This is a genomic window from Streptomyces sp. NPDC052236 (genome assembly GCF_044548015.1).
Lineage (GTDB): Bacteria > Actinomycetota > Actinomycetes > Streptomycetales > Streptomycetaceae > Streptomyces.
This window is the reverse complement of record NZ_JBIUBL010000011.1, coordinates 180,239-202,552: the sequence shown is the minus strand read 5'-3', so window position 1 is coordinate 202,552 and position 22,314 is coordinate 180,239. Positions and strand designations below refer to the sequence as shown.

Below are 22,314 nucleotides of genomic sequence, written 5' to 3'. Positions count from 1 at the left end.
GCCGTGTCGTTTCTCGCGCCGCACGCCGCCGACTGGCGGCGTGGACGTCGGTCGAACATTACGCCTTCCGTACGTCGACCGGTAGCCGAACTCCCCATCAAAACCGGCATACCGAACATATGACACTTGCACCTGTCCGTGCGAAACGGGTAGGCCTAGTAAGGACACACGCACATCGAACCTCGACCGGCTTTGGAGGCGCCGCTCACCGCAGCAGCTTGTATTGGCATCGGCGGCCATATGCCGAGAACGATGGAGGAGACCCATGTCACCCCGGCTCGACGAATCGCGAACCCCGAGCGCGCCGTCGGCACTGACCACCCACGCCCCCGTCCCCACCCTCGCCACCGAAGCGTCCTCCGCATTCCTGGAAGGCCTCCCGGAGATCCCGCCTTTCGACCAGGTGGGACCACTGGACGCGCGCGCCCTGTCGAAGACGCTCTTCGCGCGTCTCGAATCCCTTGAGGAAGGCACGCACGAGTACGCATACGTCCGCAACACCCTGGTCGAACTCAACCTCGCCCTGGTCAAGTTCGCCGCCTCCCGGTTCCGCTCCCGCAGCGAGCCGATGGAGGACATCATCCAGGTCGGCACAATCGGCCTGATCAAGTCGATCGACCGCTTCGAGCTCAGCCGGGGCGTCGAGTTCCCTACCTTCGCGATGCCGACCATCATCGGCGAGATCAAGCGGTTCTTCCGCGACACCAGCTGGTCGGTGCGGGTCCCGCGACGCCTCCAGGAGCTGCGGCTCGACCTCGCGAAAGCGGGCGACGAACTCTCCCAGCGGCTCGACCGCGCACCCACCGTCCATGAGCTGGCCGAGCACCTCTCCCTCAGCGACGAAGAGGTCGTCGAGGGCATGGCGGCGAGCAACGCGTACACCGCGAGCTCGCTGGACGCCCAGCCCGAGGAGGACGAGTCCGAGGGCGCGCTCGCGGACCGGATCGGCTACGAGGACCACGGCCTCGAAGGCATCGAGTACGTCGAGTCACTGAAGCCGCTGATAGCGGAGCTCCCGCCACGGGACCGCAAGATCCTCTCCCTCCGTTTCGTCGCCAATATGACCCAGTCGGAGATCGGCGAGGAGCTCGGGATCTCCCAGATGCACGTGTCCCGGCTGCTGTCGCGCACCCTGGTCGGACTCCGGAAGGGCCTGACGCTCGAAGAGTGACCAGCATGTGACCACGGCCGACAGGGAAGGGCTCATTCCGTCAAGGAGTGAGCCCTTCCCCGTTATTGACGGGACAGTCCGGATTGGTCCACATTGAGCCTGGGTTAAGTGGGGGGAAGATCATGGCTCTTGGGGAGAGCCCGAACGCGTACGCGTCACTGGAGGAACTGATGCGCCGCCGCCTGGGCAGAGAATGTCTGTACGTGCCGTCCTGCCGTCTTGGGCTCTATCTCGCGCTGCGCCACTGGTGCCCACCCGGCGGCCGGGTGCTGATGTCCCCCGTCAATGACGACGTCATCTTCTTTGTGGTGCTCGCGGCCGGGCTGCGCCCCGTACAGGCGCCGCTGAAAGCCGAGGACGGTTCGCTGGACCCGGCGGGCCTGCCCGACTCCGTATGGCAGGGACTGTCCGCCGTACTCACCACCAATCTGTACGGGAACCCCGACCCCGCCCCGGAGCTGCGCGCCCGCTGCGACCGGCTGGGGATCCCGCTGCTGGAGGACGCCGCGCACGCGATCGGCAGTTCGGTGGGCGGCCGGGCGGTGGGGACCTTCGGCGAGGCGTCCGTCTTCAGCCTCTCCAAGCACACCGGGGCCAGGACCGGCGGCTTCCTCGCCCTCGCCGACCCGTCGCTGCGCCCCGCGCTGGAGCGGGCACGCGACGAGCTCCTCGAACCGTCGAGACTGTCGGCGGAGCTCGCGTACGGCCTGAGGCCGTACGCCGAGGCGGGTGTGCGGGGGCTGCGGCTCGTCCGGGCGGCCCGCGCCACGCTGCGGCTGCTCGGCCTCGAAGAGCGCGCGGAGATCCGGATGGAGCTGCGGCCCGGCGAGCTGAAGCAGGCCCTTTCCGCCGCGCCCGCGCCCGCGCCGCCCCCGCTCACGGACTTCCACTCCTGGATACGGGTGGACATGCACGACTACCGCCGCCGGCCCGGCTCCCTGCGGCTGCGGCGTACGCGGCGGCTGCTGGGCCGCCTCGACACGCGGCTCGCCGCGCATCGGGCGGGGACGGGGCGCCTGCTGGAGACCCGGTGGGCCGTGCCGCGCCCCGGTCGCCCCGGTCCCGTACAGCCGCTGTTCCGGGTGCCGCTGCTCGTAGCCGACCGTGACGCCGCCATCGCCGCGCTCGCCCGCCGCCGGATCACCGTCGGCTATCTCTACGACCCGCCCCTCGATACGTACGCGGGGGAGGTCTTCACCGACCCCTCGCCCGCGCCGGAGCGGGCCGCCTGGTTCGCCCGGCACGCGCTGCCCGTCGACCCGCTCCTCGCGGAGCAGGTGATATCCGTCCTCACGGAGCTGGACGCACAGCCCGCCCGGGCCTGGGGGGAGCGCGGTGTCTGACACCGCCCGGCTGAACAAGCCGTCGGAACGGGCCGCCGGGCCGGTCGCCGACCCCGTGCCGGAAGCGGCACCCAGTGGCGACTCGATGTTCCGCAACGCTTACGCGCTGATGCTCTCCACCGGCGTCTCCGCCGCCCTCGGCCTCGGCTTCTGGCTCGTCGCCGCCCGCTACTACACCGAGCAGGCGGTCGGCGAGGGCTCCGCCGCCATCGCCGCCATGCGTCTGCTGGCCTCCATCACCGCCACCACCATGATCGGCGCGGTCGTGCGGTACGTGCCCCGGGCCGGGCGCGCCACCGGGCCGCTCGTGTGGCGCGCCTACGCGCTCAGCTCCCTGGTGGTCTGCCTTGCCGCGGTCGTGTTCCTCTGCACGCTCGACCTCTGGGGACCCTCGTACGCGCCCCTCGGCGGGCTCACCGCCGGGCTGATCTTCACCGCCTCCTGCGTCGGCTGGGCGCTGCTCACCCTCCAGGACGGGGTCCTGACCGGGCTGCGCAAGGCCGTGTGGGTGCCGGTCGGCAACGCCGTCTTCTCCATCGGCAAGCTGCTGCTCCTCGCCGTCTTCGCCACCGCCATGCCCATGCTGGGCATCTTCGTCTCCTGGGCCGCCGCCATCGCCCTGTCCGTGCTGCCGCTGGGCTGGCTGATCTTCCGCACACTCATCCCCCGGCAGGCCGCCGCCGACCGCGACCGCGAGCCGCCGCGCCTGCGCGAGATCGGCCGCTTCCTCGCCGGTGACTCGGTCGGTTCGCTCTTCTCGCTGGCGATGATCAACCTGCTGCCGGTGATGGTCGCGGTCCGCTTCGACGCCGCGCACAACGGCTTCTTCTACATCGCGTACACCGTCGGCGGGACCATGGAGTTCATGGCCATCAACATGGCCTCCTCGCTGACCGCGCACGCCTCGCACAGCCCGGAGAACCTGGCCGTCGGGGTACGCGGCGCGCTGCGCCGGATGACCGTGCTGCTGGTGCCGGTCGTCCTGTTCCTGGTGCTCCTCGCCCCGCAGATCCTCGCCCCCTTCGGTGAGGACTACGCCTCGCACGGCACCACAGTGCTGCGGCTGCTGGCCGCCGCCGCCCTGCCCCGCGTCGTCGTCGAGCTGTACATCGGGGTGCTGCGCGTCCAGGGCCGTACGGGCATGCTCGCCGCCCTCCAGGGCACGATGTGCGCGCTGGTGCTCGGCAGCGCCGCGCTGATGCTCGGGCCCTTCGGGATCTCCGGGGCGGGCCTGGCGCTGCTGTGCTCGATGACGGTGATGGCGGCGGTGTCCGCGCCCGGCCTGCGCGCCGCGCTGTCGGGCCGCGAGCCCCGCCCGAGCCGGCTCGCCCGGCTGGTGCGGCTGATGCGCCGCGAGCGGACCAGCCCGGAGGAGTACGGGACGACCTGGGCGCGGCTGGCCGCCGAGCGCCGGGCTGCCGAGGCGCACTACGCGCAGGAGTACGGCGAGGACTGGGCACGGCAGACCGCGTATCTGCGCGGCGTCCACGACGACACGGCGACGCCTGCCTTCGGCATCCCCATGTACGTACGGCAGGGTCCGGCGCCGCAGGTCAAAGCGGCGGAGCCGGCGGCTCCGGACGGTGACGAGCGCTGGCCGGCGGCCTGGCTGTGGCTGCTGCTCGGGCTCGCCGCCGGGCTGTTCTGGGTGCCGTTCTCGCGGGCCCAGTCCGTCGCGCAGGAACGGCTGTCCGGGCGGGAACTGGTCGACGCCCTGCCCCCCATGACCCTCACCGGGGGCGTCCTGCTGATCGTCGTCTACTGCGCGGCCGTTTCGCTGCTGCGGCTGCGCCTGGTGCTGCTGTCGGCCGTACTGCTGATCACGGTCGCCGCCCTGCACACCGCGCCGCTGCTGCTGGGCATCCGGCCGGACCCCGCCACCGGTCCTGGGGCGGGGCCGTTCGCCCGGTTCCTGGCACAGGCGGCGGGTCTGGACAGCCCCGCCGGGGTCGCCCAGGCGCTGCCCCTGATCCTGCAACTGCTCTGCCTGGCGCTGGCCGCCGTCGCGCTCAACGCGTTCGGCGTGCCCGGCCGGGTGACGGCGGGTGTGGTGTGGGTGCTGGGGGTGGCCGGCTGGGTGGCGCAGGACATCGTCGCCGCGGCCCCGTTCCCGGTCTTCGCCGGGTTCTTCGCCGCAGCGGCCCTGGCGCTGGCGCTCGACGTGCGGCGCGGGCCGCCTACCGGGCCTCCTACCGGGTCGGGACCGGCTGCTTGAAGTAGCTGTTCCTGCCCGCTTCCCGGTAGCCCTCCAGGCCCGGGCCCGAGTTGACGGTCAGATCGCAGTTCTCGCCGTCCACCGGCCGGTTCCAGTGCACCAGCGCCTTCACTTCCGGCAGTTTCTTCACGGCGCCGGGGATGGCGGTGTACCAGTCGCGCTGCCGCAGTGGCTGGTCCGGGTCGGGCACGGTGGCGAACTCGGCCAGCATCACCGGCTTGCTGTCGGAGATGTTCGCGCGCAGCCATTCGTACGTCGGCCGCTGGCTCCGCTCGAAGTCCTTCCAGTCCGTGGTGTCGTGGCAGAGGTAGTAGTTGTACTGGTCCATGCCGATCCAGTCGACGTAGTCGTCGCCGGGGTAGAGCCGCTTGAACAGCTCGGCGTTGTCGAGGAAGCCGGAGACCGTCCACACCCACACCACGTTGTCCACGCCCAGCTCCTCGAAGCGGTCGCGCAGATGGCGGTAGGCGGCGACGTACTGCTCGGGCGTGCCCGCGCCCTCATCGATGCGGGCGTCGACCTCCTGGTCGAAGGAGAAGAAGATCCGCTTGCCGTACGCCTTGATACGGGCGGCCTGCGGGTCGATGATCTCGGAGTCGTACTTCCCGGAGGCGATGTTCCGCCAGCCGAGCTGGTCCTCGGTGTAGTCGGCGTGATGGGGCTCGCGCCACACGGTGGACTCCCAGGCCAGCATCAGCAGCCGGTCCTTGCCGAGCTCCTGCTCGTCGGGGGTGAGCAGCTCGCCGTCGAGTTCGTTCCCCGACATGTCGTGGTAGTTGTAGACGAGGTCGAGTCTGCGGCCGAGCTTCTTCTCGAAGGCGTACACGGCGTCCTTCAAGGAACCGTTCGGCGCGTACGGCACATAGGCCCCCCACCAGGCCCCGCACCGCGGCACCAGCTCCCCGGTCGGGGCACACGGGCCCTCCAGCGGCTCGCCGGACGCCGCGTTCCGCGGCAGGTCCTGCCGGTCGTGCCCGGTGTCGTTCGCCGAGCCGAGAGTCCAGAGGCTGAGCCCGGCGACGAGCAATGCCACCGCGACCAGGACCGTCGTCGCGTACGGGCGGCGGTTCACCGGCGAGTGCGCCTGATCGGCTTGCGTTTGACGCGCTCGGCCGCGCCCTGCGTCGCGGCGGGCAGCGGCAGCCCCGGCAGCGCGCACGCGACGGTCGTGAAACCGGCCAGCGCGATCAGGAAGGCGGTCGCCGAGAAGCCCCGCACCAGGAACAGCGACGTGGCGGTGAGGACCCCCAGCGAGAGGCTGATGGGCGCCGCGAGCGCGACCGCCTCCAGCCGGGCGCCGGGCCGCAGCCCGCCCGGCTGCGGGTAGAGCAGCGCGAGCCCGGGGCCGAAGCAGACGAACAGCAACACCGGTATCCAGCGCAGCGGCGAGGCCCCGGGCAGCGCGGTCGCCGCGAGCGCCGGCCACCCGGACACCGCCAGGCCCACTCTGAGCTGTATCTGACGCGACGGAAGATTCACCGGGTCCCACCTCGCGGTCGGTATTCGAGAACGATGCCGTACGGGCGCTCTTCGACGACGCGGAAGAGCGGCGACGCCGACAGCCGCGAGCGCAGGGTCGCGAAGCCGCCGGGCGGCAGCAGTCCCTCTCCTGCGCTGTAGATGTCCTGGGTGCGGGTGAGGATGACGTACGCCGTGGTGCCGGGCGGAATGCCCGCGTCCAGGTAGCCCGCCGGGTCCTTGAGCATCTTCTCGTTCTCCGGGAGCTCCTGCTCGGCGAAGAACCAGTGCTCGACGCGGTCGTAGCGGTGCAGGGCCTGCGGGAACGAGCCGGTGGTGGCGAGGATCAGCGCCCCGCGGGGCGCGCGGTCGATGGCCCGGGTGACCATCGCCGTTTCGGCGGGCGGCGTGTAGTACATGGCCTCCTTGCCGTAGTACGACGGCAGGAACCCCGCGACCAGCGCGGTCAGGGCCAGTGGCAGCGCGACCGCCGCGATGCGCCGCCGTACGATGTGCGCCTTGGTCCTGCGGGCTCCGCCCGCCGCCGGGATCAGCGCGGCAGCCGCGAAGAACGCCGCGCCCGGCAGCCCGAAGAGGTAGACCCGGAAGAGCATTTCGCCGCCGTAGTCGTTCACGGCGAACAGCGGCAGGGGCGCGGCGGAGACCAGCAGCAGCGGCAGCGCGCTGCGGGTGAGCCGGCGCCGCACGACGACGGCGACACCGGCGAGCGCGGCGACGGCCAGCACCATCAGCACATTGGCGCGGCCCGCCAGCTCGGGCCCCGGTCCTGTGAGCTGACCGGCGTACCCGGCGCGGGAGTTCTGGGTCAGCTGGCCGATCGAGTCCCGCAGGGTGGACAGGGTCTCGATGAACAGCGCCCGCCCCATGGTCAGGTCCCAGATCAGCATCAGCACCCCGGCGACGACCAGCAGCCCGTAATTGCGGTAGCGGCGGGTGAGGCTGAGCGCGAAGAGAGAGGCGCACAGCATGACCGGGGTGAGCTGGTGGGCGGCGTTGATGGCGGCGATGAGCGGGGCGAGGATGACGACGCAGACCGCGCGCTGCCCGGCCCCGGTGGGCGGTGGCACGACCGCCGACGCCGGATCGAGATACGAGCGGTCCCGCAGCCTGCCGGCCGATCCCGGCCGTACGAAATGCCGTAGCACGACGGCGAGTACGGCCAGGTGGAGGAGGTAGGCGAAGCCCTGCGGAGCCAGGTAGTCCTGCCCCACCCAGTTGGCGAGCTGGAAGATCCACAAGGCCGTCCACACCAGCCGCCAGTCCTCGGTGAAGGTCTGGTACATGAGGATCAGCACCGGCATCATCAGCAGCCCGAGCACGATCGGCGCCCAGTTGAGGTACGCGGCGGTGCTCTCCACTCCGAAGGCCCGCACCAGAGCGGCGTTGAGGGAGAAGAAGCCGGGCCACTGGTCGTACGCCGACATATTGCCGGACAGTGCGGCGTTCGGCCGGAGCTCGCCGTTGGTGAGCATCTGGCTGACCACCGAGTCGTGCTTGGACGCCCAGGGGTAGCGCACGGAGTCGTACAGCAGGGCGGGCGGGGCCTTCAGCGCGAAGAGCAGCGCCACGCAGTGGGTGAGGGGCCACCAGGGGGCGGTCCCCGCGCGCCGCAGGGTGATCAGGAAGCCGCCGGTCAGGATCAGGAGAGAGAGGTAGTACGTGGGCGGAAGGCGGTCGAGGAGTCCGTAGTCGCCCATGTCGCGGAAGCCGATGTGGCCCAGGGAGTAGATCCACAGGGCGGCGGCGAGCAGCAGCGTCAGCCAGGGCAGGAAGGGGCCGATCCGCCGTATTCGCCGCAGGTCGGGGGCGCTGCGGATACGGGGCCCGGTGTCGTCCCCGGTGTCGTCCTGGCCTGGGGGCGGCAGGCTGCTCCCGGTGACCGCTGCGGGCACGCTCTGCTGCACTGTGCGACTCCCCCCACTGTCCCTTTCGGTGAAGTATAGGAATGCACTTCGCCTTTGCGTAGCTTTTGCGTAGCTTTCGCGCGGCTCTCGTCATCCCGCGAAGACGGGCCCTTTCACCGCCGCACGGGCGCGTCGGTACAGCCGCCAGCCGACCGTCGGCAGCGAGTCGGGAAACGGCGCGACCGGGGCGCCACGCCCGTCCATCCATGCCTCGATGTCCGCGACCGTATGACCGCGGCGCAGGATGAGGCGGGCGATGCGGTACGCCTCGTCCGTCCCGGAGCTCAGCGCGTGCCGGACCGCGACCGCCGACGCGTAGCCCGCGTCGGCGACGGCCCTGCGCACGGCCCGGCTGTTGTAGCCGTGCGGATAGGCCAGATGCGTCACCTCGTGGCCGAGTACGTCCTCCAGCACCGCCTTGGGCTCGCGCAGTTCGCGGCGGAGCGCGGCGGCGGGGAGGGTGTCGAGCTGCGGGTGGGTGACCGTGTGGGCGCCCACCTCCATTCCGTACTGCGCCAGTAACGGCACCTGGGAGAGCGTCATCATCGGCGCGGGCGGCAGGAGGCTGTGCCCGCCCGGGGTGATGGCCCCCGTGGTGAGATACGCGGTGGCGGGCAGCGCGCGGGACGCCAGTGCCTCGGCGGTGGGTCCCGGCAGATCGGCGAAGCCGTCGTCGAAGGTGAGGACGACGGGCCGGGGCGGCAGCGGGGCGCGGCCCGCGAGGTGGTCCACGAGCGCGCCGACGGTGACCGGGGCGCGCCCGGTCGCCACGATCGCGTCCAGCTGGGCGCCGAACTCCTTCGGCGTCACGGAGAATTCGGCGATCCAGCCGGGCGGATCGTCCGTCACCGCGTGGTAGAGCAGTACCGGTATCCGTTCCATTCACCTCTCGTTTCTTTCGTTTCTTTCGCTTCTTTCGTTCCATGGCAGCGGCAGTCCGCGCACCCGCCGTCGCGCCTTCGCGTACCCGAGCGGGCCCGCCAGCATCCCGCGCCGCTCCAGCCGGGAGAGGTGACGCGGCCAGGGATGGTCCTGCGCCCCGTGCGCGCCGGGCACGGCGCCGCCGCCCGCCTCGCGGTGGGCGGTGATCGAGCGGGCGTGGGCGAGGCCGGCCGGGAGCTTGCGCAGCAGCGCGGGCAGCAGGGCGGGCCTGCGTACCAGTACGGCGGTGAGATACGCGGTGAGCCCGGCCCCGTATCCGTACGCCTGGTTCGTCAGGTCCCGCCAGCTCTCCCGGTGGTGGTGCCAGACCAGCGCGTCGGGGGTGTAGCGCAGCCGGTGCCCGGCGGTAAGGACGCTGACGAACGCGTACAGGTCGTCGCCGCCCCTGGCGGGCGTGCCGGTGCCGGTGGCGGGGTCGAAGCCGCCGATCTCGCGCAGGACCGTGGCCCGGAAGGCCATGTTCGCGCCGGAGCCGAAGCTGCCCGCGGTGAACGGGAAGAGCGGTTCACCGGCGGGCGGGTGCGCCGGGTCGTACTGGCGGGTGGTGAAGCCCTTGGCGAAGCCGCCGTGGCTCTCCAGCAGGATCTGCGCGGTCGTGCGCAGCCGGGCGGGCAGGATCAGGCCGGTGGCGCAGCCCAGGCCGGGGTCGGTGGCGAAGGACATGGTGAGCGCGGTGAGCCAGTGCGGGTCGGCGATCACGTCGTCGTCGGTGAAGGCGATGACCGCGCCGTCGGCGGTGGCGATGCCCCGGTTGTGGGCGACGGCGAGGCCGGGCACGGGCTCGCGGACGTACCGGACGCGCTCGCCGTACTTGTTCGCGACGAGGTCGTAGGTGGCGCTGGTGGCGGGCGCGTTGTCGACAACGACGAGCTCGAAGTCCGGGTGGTCCTGGGCGAGCAGCGAGTCCAGGGCGCGGGCCAGCTGATCGGCGCGCTCGCGGGTGGCGACGACGATGCTCGTACGAGGCAGTTCGGCCGGGATGACCGGCGCGGGTTCCCGGTCGTACGTGAGGTCGTACGTAAGGTCGTGCGCGAGTGTGGCGCGGGCGGTCGCGGCGACAACACGGGCGGGGTCCTCGCCGGGCGGCACCCGGCAGACGACGGTCGCGGCGGGACGGCCGCGGAGGCGGACGAGGGCGTAGACGTCACCGCCGTCCCGGACGGGCGGGCCGCCGCCGGGGGCGGGGCCGAAGTGGAGGACGGCGCCGTCGGGGCCGTCCAGGTCGAGTTCGGCTACCTGTATCTCGTCCATGTGATCCCCTCATCCCCGCTGTCGGTTGGAGCCCCGCACCTTGCCCACGTGGTTCAGCGCCCGCTGGGCGTACCCGGCCAGCCGCGGCCTGCTGCGTACGAAACGGTGTGCGTGCCGCGCGGGCTCACGGCTCAGCCAGTACAGCGTGGCCCGCGCCCCCGGCACCACCGAGGAGCCCTCGTGGACCCGCAGTTCCCCGGTCTTCAGCGCGTCCTTGTACTCCGCGGCGCCGCGCCCCAGATCCAGCATCCCGATGCCCTCCGCGGCGGCGGACTCGGCCATCCGCAGATGCAGGATCAGCCCCGGCGAGTACTTGGCGAACTCGGGGTCGTACGCCGGGAACCAGCAGGACAGCACGGTGCGCGAGCGGAGCCCGAAGTGCGCGGCGACCGGCCGGTCGCCGACGTACAGCACGGACAGCACCCCGGAGCAGCCCGGGGTCCGCGTCTCGTGCAGGAGGCGGACCAGGGTGGTGATCCACTCCTGCGCGAAGCGGTCCCGGCGGCCGGTCCTGCGGTACTGCGCGGACTTCCACTCCATGAGCGCGCGCAGGGCCGCCGGGTCGCGCTCGTCGAAGACGAACCGCACCTTGCCCACCTGTCGGCCCAGTTTGCGCTCCTTGGCCAGGGTCGTCCGCAGGAACTTCGGCGACTGCGCGCGCAGGACCTCTTCGTACGCCGCGTAGCCCTCGCCGACGTCGATCACGGGAGAGGCGGACTCCTCGGCCGCGCCCGGCAGGAACACGTCCTGCCCGGCTTCGAGGTTGTCGAACTCCCACGCGGACAGGCCGCAGGCGCGCAGCAGTTCGCGGGCTGTCGTCTTCAGGCCGGAGCTCAGTACGGCGCCCTGGCAGTCGGAGACGCCGAGACCGATCGCACGTCCGTGGCCCAGCCGCCCTCGTTCGTACGGGAAGAAACCGACGGGCTCGCCGTCCTCACACAGCACCGCCACCTTGGCCGCGGGCCGCACGCGGCCGACGGCGAGGGTGAACTCCGGTTCCATGAAGGGACTGGCGGGCGCGCCGGTCTTGGCGCGCAGTTCCCGCCAGACCTCTGTCTCCACTTCGCTCAGCTCGTCCGGTTTCACCACGCGAATGTGTACACCGCTCAACTCGACCCCCCGCTGCTCCCCCATGGCCTTCCTCAGGGCGGGAAGCTACCGGCTGAAATCCCGACAGGGTAGGGAGCATCACCCATTTGTGACCGATCCGTGAAGAACGGGCACGTACGGATACGCGCTCAGAGCGGGCCTGTGCGCCCAGCGCTCGTCCAGGGCGCCTAGCGCGCGTCCAGCGCGGCGGCCACGGCGGCTTCGGCGTGCAGCCGGGTCGTCGGGAAGACGGGCACCGGGCTGTCCTGTTCCCCGATGAGGAGCTCGATCTCGGTGCACCCGAGCACGATGCCTTCGGCCCCGGCGGTGACGAGACTGCCGATGACGTCCTGGTACGCGGCGCGGGACTCCTCCCGTACGACACCGACGCACAGCTCTTCGTAGATCACCCGGTGCACCAGGGCGCGCTCCTGCGCACCGGGCGTGAGCACCTCGATGCCGTGCCCGGCCAGCCGGTCCCGGTAGAAGGCCTGCTCCATCGTGAACGCGGTCCCGAGCAACCCGACCCGGACGAGCCCCGCTGCCCGTACGGCATCGGCGGTCGCGTCGGCGAGGTGCAGCACCGGTACGGAGACGGCGGCCTCGACCTGCCCGGCGACCTTGTGCATGGTGTTGGTGCAGAGCAGCATCAGGTCGGCGCCGGCGACCTGAAGCCCTCGGGCGGCCTCGGCGAGGATCTCACCGGCGCGCTGCCACTCCCCGGCGGCCTGGAGCGCCTCGATGTCGGCGAAGTCGACGGAGTGGAGGATGCACTTGGCGGAGTGCAGGCCGCCGAGCCGGTCGCGTACGAGTTCATTGAGCAGCCGGTAGTACTCCGCGCTGGATTCCCAGCTCATGCCGCCGATGAGCCCGATGGTCTTCATCGATCCACTGTGACAGGCGTGGACGGCTCCGGTGAAACGGTTTGAACGGTTTGAGCGAGTCGGAAACCGAGGTCGTCGATGGCGAAGGAGGGGTGGCTGCGGCGGCGCACGGAGGCGCCGCAGCCGCGCGTCGACTCGGCCCAGCCGCCGCCGCGGAAGATGCGGTAGGAGCCGTAGATCTCCTCGTCGTAGAGGTCCCAGCACCACTCCCAGATGTTGCCGAGCATGTCGTGCAGCCCCCAGGGGTTGGGGGCCTTGCCGCCGACGTCGTGGACATGGCCGTCGGAGTTGTCCGCGTACCAGGCGATGCCGTCGATCTCGCCGTACCGGTATCCGCTGGTGCCCGCCTTGCAGGCGTACTGCCATTCCGCCTCGGTCGGCAGGCGGTAGCCGTTGGACGCCCAGTCGCAGGTGACTTCCCCGCTCCGCGGGTCGCGGGAGTAGGCCTGGTCCAGTCCGGACCGGGCCGAGATGCTGTTGCACAGGTCGACCGCATCGAGCCAGCTGACGTTGGTCGCGGGCAGGGCTCCGCTCGCGGAGGGATCGAGCTGCGCTGCCGTGACGGGGTACCGGCCGAGCCGGAAGGGCGCGATCTCGGTCCGCCAGCGGGTACCGCGCCGGTCGTCCCGGAGGTCCACGGCGCCGGCGGGAACGTGGACCATCTCGGGGGCAGGTGGGTGCACGCGGGTGGGCCTCTCTGTCCGGGGTGGCCCACCGTACTCAATCGGTCTGGCCGACCCGTCCGGGTTTTCGGCGATGCACCGGCTGTGGGCCGACGGGCGGCTGGACCTGCCCGGCCACGAGCGCCGGACCGGCCGGCGCCGGCATTGCGCACGGGTTGGCGGAGTGGGACGGCACGAATCCCCGTGATGCCGCGAAGCGTTGACGCCGGCATGGGGCGGCGCGCCGAATGAGGAACCGCACTTGGGCGCTGGCAGACTGACGATGAGATCAACTGCCGAAGGAGCATTACCCCCATGCCGGACCGACCCCCCACCGACGAATCAGCTGAGTCAGCGCGCGAGGCGGTGCGCCTGGCGGCTGCCCGTGCCGCGCTGGCCCGGGCCAGCGCGGCACATCAGTCCGACATCAGCCGATCATCGGGCGGCACAGCGGAACGGCGACGCGGCAAAACCACGTGGTCACCCTTCGAGAAGCCCTCGGCGCCACCGGCAGCGGCTCCGGCAAACGACACAGGGCCCGCGGTCGGCGAGAAGTCCCCCAAGCGCCGCCGGCTGTGGGCCGTCGCCGCCCTGTGCGCTGTCGCACTGCTGGCCGGGGCGGGCGTGGTGATCAGCGGTGCAGGGAACAAGGACGCCGATACGAGCGAGTACGCGGGAGAGGCCGACAAGGTCCGGCCCGAGGAGGTCGCCCCGTCCGCCACCGATAGCGCCTCCCCGGCACCGTCCGTCAGCGCCGACGGCGATCTCACCTCCTCCACCTCCAGCCCGGCCGCGACCCCGACCGGTTCCACGGCGGCTTCGGGTGACAAGGCCGGGAAGAACAAGAAACCGGCGGGCGGCCCGGCAACGGGCACGGGCACAGGCACAAGCTCTGCCTCGCCCAAAGCTCCGTCCGGGCAGCGACTGGCCGTCGAAGCGGGCGGCAAGTGCCTGAGCGGCGGGTCGGGCGGGGCGAGCGCGCAGTTGACCGTCCAGCCCTGTGCCGCCTCGACGGGGCAGAGCTGGGTCGCGACAGGCGGGACCCTGCGGATCGGGGCGATGTGCATGAGCGTCGAGGGCGGCAAGACCGCCGACCGCACCCCGATCGGACTCGCCGCCTGCAACGGCGCGGCGGGCCAGCGATTCCACCTGTCGGGCGTCACGCTGATGGCCGATCAGTCGGGCAAATGCGCCGACCTCTTCGGGGGCGCGAGCGGCACTGCCGTCGTCCTCTTCGAATGCAACGGCCGGGACAACCAGCGCTGGTCCAGCGCCTGACACCCGCGCTCCTCGTGCAAACGTTCCCTCCTCGCGCGGGCGGTACCGCTATTGCGTGCCTCCTTCTGACTGCCCAACACTTGCCCTTGAACAGGGCGAGGGGCAACGAGAGGCAATGAGGGGGCTCAGTGGCTCGTGTGGTCTGTGTCCATGGGGTGGGGAAGCAGTATCTCGGCGAAGAGCTGCTGCTGCGGGAATGGCTGCCCGCCCTGCATGACGGGTTGACGCGTGCGGGCAGAAGCGCGCCGTTGTCCGATGCCGATGTCGGGATGGCCTTCTACGGTGATCTCTTCCGCCCGCCGGGGCACACCATGGACGTCGCGGATCCACCCTTCACCGCCCAGGACGTCGAAGAAGGGCTGGAAGAGGAAATTCTGCTGGCCTGGTGGGCGGAGGCTGCCGCAGTGGACGAGCGGGTGCCTCCTCCCGGGGCGAACACGATGGCCCGCGTCCCCTCACGCGTACAGGCCGCCCTGCTCGCGCTGGCCTCGTCATCGTTCTTCTCCGGTCTGGCGCTCCGCTCCCTCCTGTACGACCTCAAGCAGGTCAGCCGCTACTTGCTCGAACCCGGGACGCCCGACCGCGAGAGTCTGCGCGAGCAGGTCCAGAGCCGCCTGCGCGCCCTGATCGGGCCGGACACGCGCGTGGTGATCGCACACTCGCTGGGATCCATCGCCGCGTACGAGACCCTCTGCTCACTCGCACGAAGCGCGGGCGGCCACCACGTGCGCGCGTTCGTGACCCTCGGATCGCCGCTGGGGATTCCGCGTCTGATCCTCGATCACCTTCAGCCCGTACGGGACACCGGAAAGGTCCAGTGGCCCGGCAGTGCTGCCGGATTCCAGTGGACCAATGTGGTCGACCAGGGCGACGTGGTCGCGTTACGGAAGAACCTGCACACCGTCTTCGGGCAGCCCTTGGGCCAGGTCGTACACGGGCGCGTCGTGCACAACGGAAGCCATGCGCACGACGCGACCGCGTATCTCTGCGACGCCATGACCGGTACCGCGATCGCCGGAGGCCTCGATGGCTGAGCAGGCGGAGAACGCGGAGAACCCGGGCGGCAGGAGATACCTGCTCGCGACGGCGGTGACCACCTTCGGGCGGTGGCGCGACTGGGATCTGCCCGGGCTGGCGGCGGCCCGCGAGGACATAGTGCGCCTCTTCACGGAACGGCTCCGCTATCAGCTGTTCCTCGGCCTCGGTCTCAATCCGTCGAAGGCGGAGCTTGAGGATCAGCTGAAAAAGGTGTGCCGCTCTCCAGACCTCACCGCGGAGGACTGCGTCGCCGTCTACATCGGCACCCACGGAGATCCGGGGGAGGGTCCCCATGGGCACCGGCTGCTGATGCAGGACACCGTTCACGGCGACATCAGCGGCACCTCCGTATCCACGGAGAGTCTCGCGGCGGACATGCTGCGCGGGACCAAGGTCCGCAATCTGCTCCTGATGTTCGATTGCTGCTACGCGGCTCGCGGCGGAAACGCACTGATGGCTGCGGCCCATACCGAGGCCAATCTCGCCGGGATGGGCGAACCGGACCGCACTGTCGTGGTCATGAACTCAGCTCGGGTGGGCGATGTCGCCAGGCCCGGCGTGTTCCCCGCCCGGCTCCGTGCGGCGGTCGAGGACCGCGCCACAGCGGGACACGGCCCCGAGTACCTGATGATCAACACCCTGGTCGACCGGATGAACGCGAACTGCGGCCCGGGCGAGCAGCAGTGCCGGGCGTTCGGTGATCTGCACAGCACCCGTTTCTTTCCCAACCCCCGGTACGACCCCGAACTCACCGGTCTCGACCTGCATATGCAGCACGTGCGCGAACGCAAGAGGCAGCAGGAGGAGCGGCAGCTCGAATACCAGAAGCATCTTCGGCCGAAGGCCAAGGCCTCCCCCGACTCGGACGGCGGCTGGTGGTTCGAGGGGCGGCAGCAGGCGCAGGACGACATCGCGGAATGGCTCCGCAACCCGTCCCCCGACAGGCCGCTGCTCGCGATCACGGCGGATCCGGGGTCGGGGAAGTCGGCTCTGCTGGGGATGGTCGCCTCGGTGACGGATGCCCAGCACCGCCCCGCCGTGCCGCTGCGGCGGCTGGGACTGTCCGCGGACACCTTCGCGGTCGGCAGCGTCGACACCGTCATCTACGCCAAGAACCAGCAGTCGGGGCAGGTGCTTCAGGGAATTGCCGCAGCCGCCGGCGTGGAGGCGAAGACCGTACGCCAGCTCATCGACCGCCTGCGCGACCGGGAACGCCCGCTGACCGTCATCGTCGACGCGCTCGACGAGTCGGCGGCGCCCTACGAGCTGTGCGAGAACCTGCTCCTGAATCTCGCGATTCACTCTCACGGCCGCGTCCGGCTCATCGTCGGCACACGTCCGCACCTGCTGCCGGTCTTCAAACTGTCCCGGCAGAGCGCGGAAAACGTCATCGATCTGGACGCGGAGAAGTACGCGGATTTCAAGGCGCTCAAGAATTACGCCCTGCAAGGGCTCAGGGACAGTTCACCCGACAGCCCCTACGCTTCGGACTCGGTCCCGACGGCCACCGCGGCGGCGGTCGCCGAGGCCATCGCCAGAGCGGCCGGCCATTCGTTCCTGGTGGCCCGGATGACCAGTCTGAGGCTCGCCTCGGACCCCGTGATCCCCGATCCTCACGACTCCCGGTGGCGTGCCGCCCTGCCGCGTCACGCCGGCCGGGCGATGCGCACGGACCTGGAACGCCTCGGCGACCAGCGGCAGCGGGCCATAGACCTGCTCAGGCCCCTCGCCCACCACGAAGGGCAGGGCCTGCCCTTCGAGGACATCTGGCCGCGCCTCGCCTCGGAGTTGTCCTCCACTCCGTACAGCGAGGACGACATCCGCTGGCTCATGAAAGCCGCGGGCTCCTATGTGGTCGACACCGTCGAGGACGGCGGCTCCGTCTACAGCCTCTACCACGAGGCTCTCGGGGAGTGGCTGCGGGAGCAGGACGACCTGGACCCGGCGGCCATTCACGCCGCCTTCACGAGGGTGCTGCATTCGCGGCTGCGCCGTACCGTCGACGGCACGGACTGGGCCGGCGCCTCCGCGTACACCCGCAAGTACATCGCGGCTCATGCGGTCCGCAGCGAGTCGGAACCGCAGGGTGACCGACAGCCCCAGTGGCTGTCGAACCGGCACCGCGGCGAGGCGGTCGGCCATGCGGCGCCCGTGCCCTCGCCGCCCGGCAGCACGGCGCCCGACCGGGGCAGCAGGCTGGAACAGCTGCTCGCCGATCCGGAGTTCCTGGTCCACGCCGACCCGGCGGTCCTGCTGCCGCTGGTGGACCCGCAGCGTATGGGTTCTCCCATCACCCGCAGGCAGGCCCGCGTCTACCGGGCGGCGGTGTCCCGGCTGCGTACGTCCGACGGACGGACTCGCAGGCAGCTGCTGGCCTTCACCGGGGCGCAGCATGGCATGCCCTCTCTCGTCGCCGCCCTCATCGACCCGCCTGCCGAGCCGCCGCTGACGCTGCGGCCCCGCTGGGCGACCGGAGGCCGGGGAAGGCCCGGCCATGACGGCCGTGTCTACGATGTCACGACGGTCCGGCTCGCCACCGGAGACGCCCTCGTCAGTTGCGGCGAGGACGCCGAAGTACGCGTGTGGGACCTGCGCACGGGGGCGCTGCTGAGGGTGCTGACCGGCCCGGACGACGCCATTTACGAGATCGAGACCACTGAGGTGAGCGGGCGGCCCGTCATCGCCGCTGTGGGCGGGGATCCGACCGTCTGGCTCTGGGACGCGGAGACCGGCGACGCGCTGCATGTGCTGAGCGGACACACGGAGCGGGTCACCTCTGTGGTGTGCAGCGAGGTGGAACCCGGCCGGCCGTTGCTCATCACGGGCGGCGACGACCACACGGTGATGGTCTGGGACCCTCAGCACGGCGAAGAGGTGCACAGCCTCATCAGTCACGCGTACCCGATCTGGCGCATCGGTGTCTGCCAAAGCGCGCCCACGGTCTGTGTGACGACGAGCAGCGACGGCACCGCGATCGCCTGGGATGTGACGACCGGCGAGGAACTCCATGTGCTGGAGGGCCACAATGACTACGTGGACCGCGTCGTCTGCGCGGTGTCCGAACGCGGCGAGCACCTTGCCGCCACCACCAGTCTCGACGCCGAAATCCGTGTGTGGGATCTGGCCCGGGGCACCGGAAGGGCGCTGCCCGGCCGGTTCTCGGCCGACACCTTCGGCCTCGCGCTGACCTCGCTGCCCGGTCCCGTGACCGCCGTGAGCGCGGACCTGGACGGGAACGCCGCGCTGTGGGATCTGGAGCGCGGTGTACGGGTGCGGGCACTGCGGGGACATCGGGCGGGGGAGTTCACTTCCGTGTCCGCGTGCCGTATGCGGGGGCGCGACATCGCGATGGCCAGTGGGGATTCGGTGGTCCCCGTCTGGGATCTGGCCTCGGGTCAGTGCCTCGACAACATCGCGTTTCCGGAAGAGACGTACGTCTGCACGGTGCCGGAGACGGGAACCGTCGTGGGACGGGTCGATTCGGACGTGTACGTACTCGACGTGGATTGGAGAACAGCCGATGCCGGAAGCCACGGGAGCCACGGAAGCCGCTGACGAGACACAGCGGCTGGTCGGCCTGATTCAGACGCAGCAGGAGTCGATCGACTATCTCGTGCAGTACATCGAGCGAGTCGAGACACATCTCAACGACCGTATGGACACTTTTGAGGCCCGGCCCGCCGCACCGCCGCCGCCCCTGCCGCCGCCCTTCGGAGGCAAGCCGAAGCCGATCCGCTGGGAGACTCTGACCGGCGAGCAGCGCCGGGCGGCCTGGCTGGAACTGGACGAGTTCGTCACCGAACTCGTGGAGCGGCACGGTATGCAGCAGTACATCAGGCCGTGCTGGTGGCGTCACGGGTTTGCCGTGGAGGAGCTCACCGCCCTCTACAGCGCGCGGCTGGTGGCCTTCGCCAACGACTCGGACGCCTCGATGCCGTCGTGGTGGCAGGACCTGCTGGAACGGATCCAGAAGCGTCTCAAGCTCACCTTCGGCAAGTGCAGGGACGGGCATGCCGAGCTGGAGCTGCGCGCCTGGCGGTCCGAGGAGGACCGGAGCCGGTTCCTGCGGATGGTCGAGGAGGAGTCGGCCGAGCCACAGCGTGATCAGAGCCCGCCGCCGGTGCCGCCCGCGCGGCCCAGCTGACCCGGCTGCCGCTGACACTTCTCGCCCTGCCGCCACACATCCGTGATGAGCGGTACGCCCGGCCGGTACGCCAGGTGGACATGGCTCGGCGCGTCGAGCACCGCGAGGTCGGCGCGGGCGCCCGGTGTGATGCGCCCGATGTCGGTACGCCGCAGGGCCGCCGCGCCGCCCGCCGTCGCGGACCAGAGCGCTTCGTCCGGGGTCATCTTCATGTCCCGTACCGCCAGGGCGATGCAGAAGGGGACGGAGGAGGTGAAGGACGAGCCCGGGTTGCAGTCCGTGGAGAGCGCCACGGTCACGCCCGCGTCGAGGAGGCGGCGGGCGTCCGGCCACTCGGCGCGGGTGGAGAACTCGGCGCCGGGGAGCAGCGTGGCGACGGTGTTCCCGCTCGCGAGCGCGTCGACGTCCTGCTGGGTGAGGTGGGTGCAGTGGTCGGCGGAAGCGGCGTCGAGCTCGACGGCGAGCTGCACGCCGGGGCCGTACGTGAGCTGGTTGGCGTGGACGCGGGGGTGCAGGCCCTTCGCCTTGCCCGCGGTGAGGATCGCGCGGGCCTGGTCGCCGTCGAAGGCGCCCTGCTCGCAGAAGACGTCGATCCAACGGGCGTACGGGGCGCAGGCGTCCAGCATCTCGCCGGTGACGAGCGCGACGTACGCGGCGGGGTCGTCGGCGTAGTCGGGCGGGACGATGTGGGCGCCGAGGTAGGTGACCTCGTCGGTATGACGCGCGGCGATCCGCAGGGCGCGGGCTTCGTCCTCGACGGTCAGTCCGTAGCCGGACTTGGTCTCGAAGGTGGTGGTGCCCTGGCGGAGGGCCTCGGCCACGTATCTCGCGACGTTGGCGCTCAGCTCGTCGTCGGTGGCGGCGCGGGTCGCCGCGACGGTGGTGCGGATGCCGCCGGCGGAGTAGGCGCGGCCGGACATGCGGGCGTTGAACTCCTCGGTGCGGTCGCCCGCGAAGAGGAGGTGGGAGTGGGAGTCGACGAAGCCGGGGATGACGGCGCGGCCGTCGGCGTCGTAGGCGGTGTCGGCGGCGGGGGCGGTGCCGGCTGGGCCGACCCAGGCGATGCGGGGGCCGTCGATGAGGACGGCGGCGTGGTGGAGGAGGCCGAGGGGGGTGCCGTCGCCGAGGTCGGGGTCGTTGGTGACGAGGGTGCGGATGTTGGTGATGAGGGTGGTGGTCATGGGTTCCTCTGTGCGGGGGAACGGGCGCGGGCGCCTGCCTGCGGGGTGCGGGGTGCGCTGCGGCGGGCTTACCCCCACTCAGGTCCTCCCCCTACGCCAGCGACAGTGGCGGTAACGCAGCAGGTCAAGGCAGTCTCGCACCACGTGCGCTCCCCCGGCGGGCGTTGAGCCGGGCGGCCTGGCGTGTCAGGTGGTCGCGTTCGGCGAGGTTGGGTGCCTTGTGGGCTGCCTCGGCGTACAGCCGTGCCGCCGTCGCCAGGTCGCCGTCGCGCTCGTGGAGGTAGGCCGCCACCGCGGCGTGGCGGGGCAGTGAGTCGTCCAGCGCCGCGAGCGCGGCCAGGCCGGCGCGTGGTCCGTCGGCCTCGCCGAGGGCCACCGCCCGGTTGAGCCGGACGACCGGGCTGTCGGTCAGGGCCGCGAGCTCGTCGTACCACTCGACGATCTGCACCCAGTCGGTCTCCTCGGCGGTGGGCGCGTCGGCGTGGAGTGCCGCGATGGCGGCCTGGGCCTGGAACTCGCCCAGCCGGTCGCGGGCCAGGGCCGCCTGCAGGATCTCGACGCCCTCGGCGATCGACTTGGTGTCCCACCGGCTTCGGTCCTGCTCGGCGAGCGGCACCAGGCTGCCGTCGGGCGCGGTCCGGGCGGTGCGGCGGGCGTGGTGGAGCAGCATGAGGGCGAGCAGTCCCGCCACCTCGGGGTGGTCGATGGCGGCGGTGAGCTGGCGAGTGAGGCGGATGGCTTCGGCGGCGAGGTCGACGTCTCCGGAGTAGCCCTCGTTGAAGACCAGGTAGAGGACGCGCAGGACGGTGGCGACGTCGCCGGGCTGGTCGAAGCGCACGCCGGAGACGGTGCGCTTGGCCCGGCTGATGCGCTGCGCCATGGTCGCCTCGGGTACCAGGTAGGCCTGGGCGATCTGGCGGGTGGTCAGCCCGCCGACGGCGCGCAGCGTGAGCGCGACCGCGGACGACGGTGTCAGTGAGGGGTGGGCGCACAGGAAGCAGAGCTGGAGCGTGTCGTCGACCGCGGGTGCGGGCCCGGGCGCCGGCTCCTCGTCCAGGCGGTCCTCACGCCGGCGGCGGGAGGTGTCCGCCCGGGCCTGGTCGAGGAACTTGCGCCAGGCCACGGTGACCAGCCAGCCCTTCGCATCCCGCGGCTGGTCGGCCGGCCAGACGCGGACCGCCTCGACCAGCGCGTCCTGCACGGCGTCCTCGGCCGCCGCGAAGTCGGCTCCGCGGCGGACGAGGATCCCGAGCACGCTCGGTGTGAGGCTCCGGAGCAGGGCCTCGTTCATCTAAGAGGTCACTCCGTGATCGTGGGCGACACGCCGTAGAACGGGCGCAGCTCGAGCCACTCGTGGATCGGCTTCCCACCCGCACCCGGAGCCGCGGACAGCTCGCCGGCCAGCTCGACGGCGCGCTCGTAGCTGTCGACGTCGATCACCATCCAGCCGGCGATGAGGTCCTTGGTCTCGGCGAACGGTCCGTCGGTGACCGGCGGGCGGCCCTCGCCGTCGTACCGGACCCATGTTCCCTCGGGGGCGAGCGCCTGACCGTCGACGAACTCCCCGGTCCCCTCAAGCCGGGCCGCGAAGTCGCTCATGTACTGCACGTGGTCCGAGATCTCCTGCGGCGTCCACTTCTCCATGGGCACGTCGTTGACCGCAGCCGGGGCGCCGCGGTAGTGCTTGAGCAGCAAGTACTTGGCCATCGTTTTCTCCTCGGTGCTGATGCGAC

At 71.2% G+C, this 22,314-nt stretch carries 18 protein-coding genes; 7 read left to right on the top strand and 11 right to left on the bottom strand.

The window, feature by feature from the left end; translation table 11 throughout:
• The first annotated feature begins 265 nt into the window (after positions 1 to 265).
• The 3 genes from ACIHCQ_RS20305 to ACIHCQ_RS20295 all read left to right on the top strand — a co-directional run bounded on the left by ACIHCQ_RS20305 (position 266) and on the right by ACIHCQ_RS20295 (position 4,729).
• Entirely contained in the window at positions 266 to 1,171 is a 906-nt protein-coding gene (locus tag ACIHCQ_RS20305; RefSeq protein WP_399663896.1) for an RNA polymerase sigma factor SigF, read from the top strand.
• A gap of 170 nt (positions 1,172 to 1,341) precedes the next feature.
• Positions 1,342 to 2,514, top strand: coding sequence for a DegT/DnrJ/EryC1/StrS family aminotransferase (locus tag ACIHCQ_RS20300; protein ID WP_399663985.1), 1,173 nt, complete (start codon positions 1,342 to 1,344; stop codon positions 2,512 to 2,514).
• Positions 2,507 to 4,729 (top strand): lipopolysaccharide biosynthesis protein, encoded by a 2,223-nt coding sequence (locus tag ACIHCQ_RS20295; RefSeq protein ID WP_399663894.1) that lies wholly within the window; start codon positions 2,507 to 2,509, stop codon positions 4,727 to 4,729. Before ACIHCQ_RS20300 ends, ACIHCQ_RS20295 begins: the two co-directional genes overlap by 8 nt.
• On the opposite strand, the gene ACIHCQ_RS20290 is transcribed toward ACIHCQ_RS20295, so the two are convergent.
• The 8 genes from ACIHCQ_RS20290 to ACIHCQ_RS20255 form a co-directional block, all read right to left on the bottom strand.
• The gene (locus ACIHCQ_RS20290) at positions 4,704 to 5,801 is read right to left on the bottom strand and encodes a glycoside hydrolase family 26 protein (RefSeq protein WP_399663892.1); all 1,098 of its coding nucleotides are present in this window, start codon (positions 5,799 to 5,801) and stop codon (positions 4,704 to 4,706) included. The two genes, ACIHCQ_RS20295 and ACIHCQ_RS20290, sit on opposite strands and share 26 nt — an antisense overlap.
• Positions 5,798 to 6,208 (bottom strand): hypothetical protein, encoded by a 411-nt coding sequence (locus ACIHCQ_RS20285; protein WP_399663983.1) that lies wholly within the window; start codon positions 6,206 to 6,208, stop codon positions 5,798 to 5,800. Before ACIHCQ_RS20285 ends, ACIHCQ_RS20290 begins: the two co-directional genes overlap by 4 nt.
• Positions 6,205 to 8,112 (bottom strand): hypothetical protein, encoded by a 1,908-nt coding sequence (locus ACIHCQ_RS20280; protein WP_399663890.1) that lies wholly within the window; start codon positions 8,110 to 8,112, stop codon positions 6,205 to 6,207. Before ACIHCQ_RS20280 ends, ACIHCQ_RS20285 begins: the two co-directional genes overlap by 4 nt.
• Positions 8,113 to 8,202: 90 nt before the next feature.
• Entirely contained in the window at positions 8,203 to 8,994 is a 792-nt protein-coding gene (locus tag ACIHCQ_RS20275) for a polysaccharide deacetylase family protein (protein ID WP_399663888.1), read from the bottom strand.
• Positions 8,995 to 10,305 carry a glycosyltransferase gene (locus ACIHCQ_RS20270; protein ID WP_399663886.1) on the bottom strand — a complete coding sequence of 437 codons (1,311 nt, stop codon included), beginning with the start codon at positions 10,303 to 10,305 and terminating at the stop codon, positions 8,995 to 8,997.
• Positions 10,306 to 10,314: 9 nt separating this feature from the next.
• Positions 10,315 to 11,439, bottom strand: a complete 1,125-nt coding sequence (locus ACIHCQ_RS20265) for a GNAT family N-acetyltransferase (RefSeq protein WP_399663884.1) — start codon at positions 11,437 to 11,439, stop codon at positions 10,315 to 10,317.
• A gap of 143 nt (positions 11,440 to 11,582) precedes the next feature.
• Complete coding sequence (locus ACIHCQ_RS20260; RefSeq protein ID WP_399663882.1) at positions 11,583 to 12,278, bottom strand: aspartate/glutamate racemase family protein; 696 nt, start codon at positions 12,276 to 12,278, stop codon at positions 11,583 to 11,585.
• Positions 12,275 to 12,940, bottom strand: a complete 666-nt coding sequence (locus ACIHCQ_RS20255; protein WP_399663981.1) for a formylglycine-generating enzyme family protein — start codon at positions 12,938 to 12,940, stop codon at positions 12,275 to 12,277. Before ACIHCQ_RS20255 ends, ACIHCQ_RS20260 begins: the two co-directional genes overlap by 4 nt.
• A gap of 315 nt (positions 12,941 to 13,255) precedes the next feature.
• On the opposite strand from ACIHCQ_RS20255, the gene ACIHCQ_RS20250 reads away from it, so the two are divergent.
• The 4 genes from ACIHCQ_RS20250 (at position 13,256) to ACIHCQ_RS20235 (ending at position 19,400) form a co-directional block, all read left to right on the top strand.
• The gene (locus tag ACIHCQ_RS20250; protein WP_399663880.1) at positions 13,256 to 14,218 is read left to right on the top strand and encodes a ricin-type beta-trefoil lectin domain protein; all 963 of its coding nucleotides are present in this window, start codon (positions 13,256 to 13,258) and stop codon (positions 14,216 to 14,218) included.
• 128 nt (positions 14,219 to 14,346) lie between these two features.
• Positions 14,347 to 15,252 (top strand): hypothetical protein, encoded by a 906-nt coding sequence (locus ACIHCQ_RS20245; RefSeq protein WP_399663878.1) that lies wholly within the window; start codon positions 14,347 to 14,349, stop codon positions 15,250 to 15,252.
• Positions 15,245 to 18,811, top strand: coding sequence for a hypothetical protein (locus ACIHCQ_RS20240; protein WP_399663876.1), 3,567 nt, complete (start codon positions 15,245 to 15,247; stop codon positions 18,809 to 18,811). The genes ACIHCQ_RS20245 and ACIHCQ_RS20240 overlap by 8 nt, the downstream gene beginning before the upstream one ends.
• Positions 18,777 to 19,400: a hypothetical protein gene (locus tag ACIHCQ_RS20235; protein WP_399663874.1), complete on the top strand. Its 624-nt coding sequence runs from the start codon at positions 18,777 to 18,779 to the stop codon at positions 19,398 to 19,400. The genes ACIHCQ_RS20240 and ACIHCQ_RS20235 overlap by 35 nt, the downstream gene beginning before the upstream one ends.
• Here the strand turns inward: ACIHCQ_RS20235 and hutI are convergent.
• The 3 genes from hutI to ACIHCQ_RS20220 all read right to left on the bottom strand — a co-directional run bounded on the left by hutI (position 19,361) and on the right by ACIHCQ_RS20220 (position 22,288).
• The gene (gene hutI / locus ACIHCQ_RS20230) at positions 19,361 to 20,581 is read right to left on the bottom strand and encodes an imidazolonepropionase (protein WP_399663872.1); all 1,221 of its coding nucleotides are present in this window, start codon (positions 20,579 to 20,581) and stop codon (positions 19,361 to 19,363) included. The two genes, ACIHCQ_RS20235 and hutI, sit on opposite strands and share 40 nt — an antisense overlap.
• Before the next feature lie 124 nt (positions 20,582 to 20,705).
• A complete protein-coding gene (locus ACIHCQ_RS20225) occupies positions 20,706 to 21,872 on the bottom strand; it encodes an RNA polymerase sigma factor (RefSeq protein WP_399663870.1) in 1,167 nt (388 codons plus the stop codon).
• An 8-nt stretch (positions 21,873 to 21,880) separates the two neighbouring features.
• A complete protein-coding gene (locus ACIHCQ_RS20220; protein WP_399663868.1) occupies positions 21,881 to 22,288 on the bottom strand; it encodes a YciI family protein in 408 nt (135 codons plus the stop codon).
• Between the last annotated feature and the right edge of the window lie 26 nt (positions 22,289 to 22,314).

Bases quoted from the DNA above. Each gene is read 5' to 3' on its own strand.
- ACIHCQ_RS20305 (WP_399663896.1), top strand. From the start codon at position 266: ATGTCACCCCGGCTCGACGAATCGCGAACCCCGAGCGCGCCGTCGGCA.
- ACIHCQ_RS20300 (WP_399663985.1), top strand. From the start codon at position 1,342: ATGCGCCGCCGCCTGGGCAGAGAATGTCTGTACGTGCCGTCCTGCCGT.
- ACIHCQ_RS20275 (WP_399663888.1), bottom strand. From the start codon at position 8,994: ATGGAACGGATACCGGTACTGCTCTACCACGCGGTGACGGACGATCCG.
- ACIHCQ_RS20270 (WP_399663886.1), bottom strand. From the start codon at position 10,305: ATGGACGAGATACAGGTAGCCGAACTCGACCTGGACGGCCCCGACGGC.
- ACIHCQ_RS20265 (WP_399663884.1), bottom strand. From the start codon at position 11,439: ATGGGGGAGCAGCGGGGGGTCGAGTTGAGCGGTGTACACATTCGCGTG.
- ACIHCQ_RS20260 (WP_399663882.1), bottom strand. From the start codon at position 12,278: ATGAAGACCATCGGGCTCATCGGCGGCATGAGCTGGGAATCCAGCGCG.
- ACIHCQ_RS20255 (WP_399663981.1), bottom strand. From the start codon at position 12,940: ATGGTCCACGTTCCCGCCGGCGCCGTGGACCTCCGGGACGACCGGCGC.
- ACIHCQ_RS20250 (WP_399663880.1), top strand. From the start codon at position 13,256: ATGCCGGACCGACCCCCCACCGACGAATCAGCTGAGTCAGCGCGCGAG.
- ACIHCQ_RS20240 (WP_399663876.1), top strand. From the start codon at position 15,245: ATGGCTGAGCAGGCGGAGAACGCGGAGAACCCGGGCGGCAGGAGATAC.
- ACIHCQ_RS20235 (WP_399663874.1), top strand. From the start codon at position 18,777: ATGCCGGAAGCCACGGGAGCCACGGAAGCCGCTGACGAGACACAGCGG.
- hutI (WP_399663872.1), bottom strand. From the start codon at position 20,581: ATGACCACCACCCTCATCACCAACATCCGCACCCTCGTCACCAACGAC.
- ACIHCQ_RS20225 (WP_399663870.1), bottom strand. From the start codon at position 21,872: ATGAACGAGGCCCTGCTCCGGAGCCTCACACCGAGCGTGCTCGGGATC.
- ACIHCQ_RS20220 (WP_399663868.1), bottom strand. From the start codon at position 22,288: ATGGCCAAGTACTTGCTGCTCAAGCACTACCGCGGCGCCCCGGCTGCG.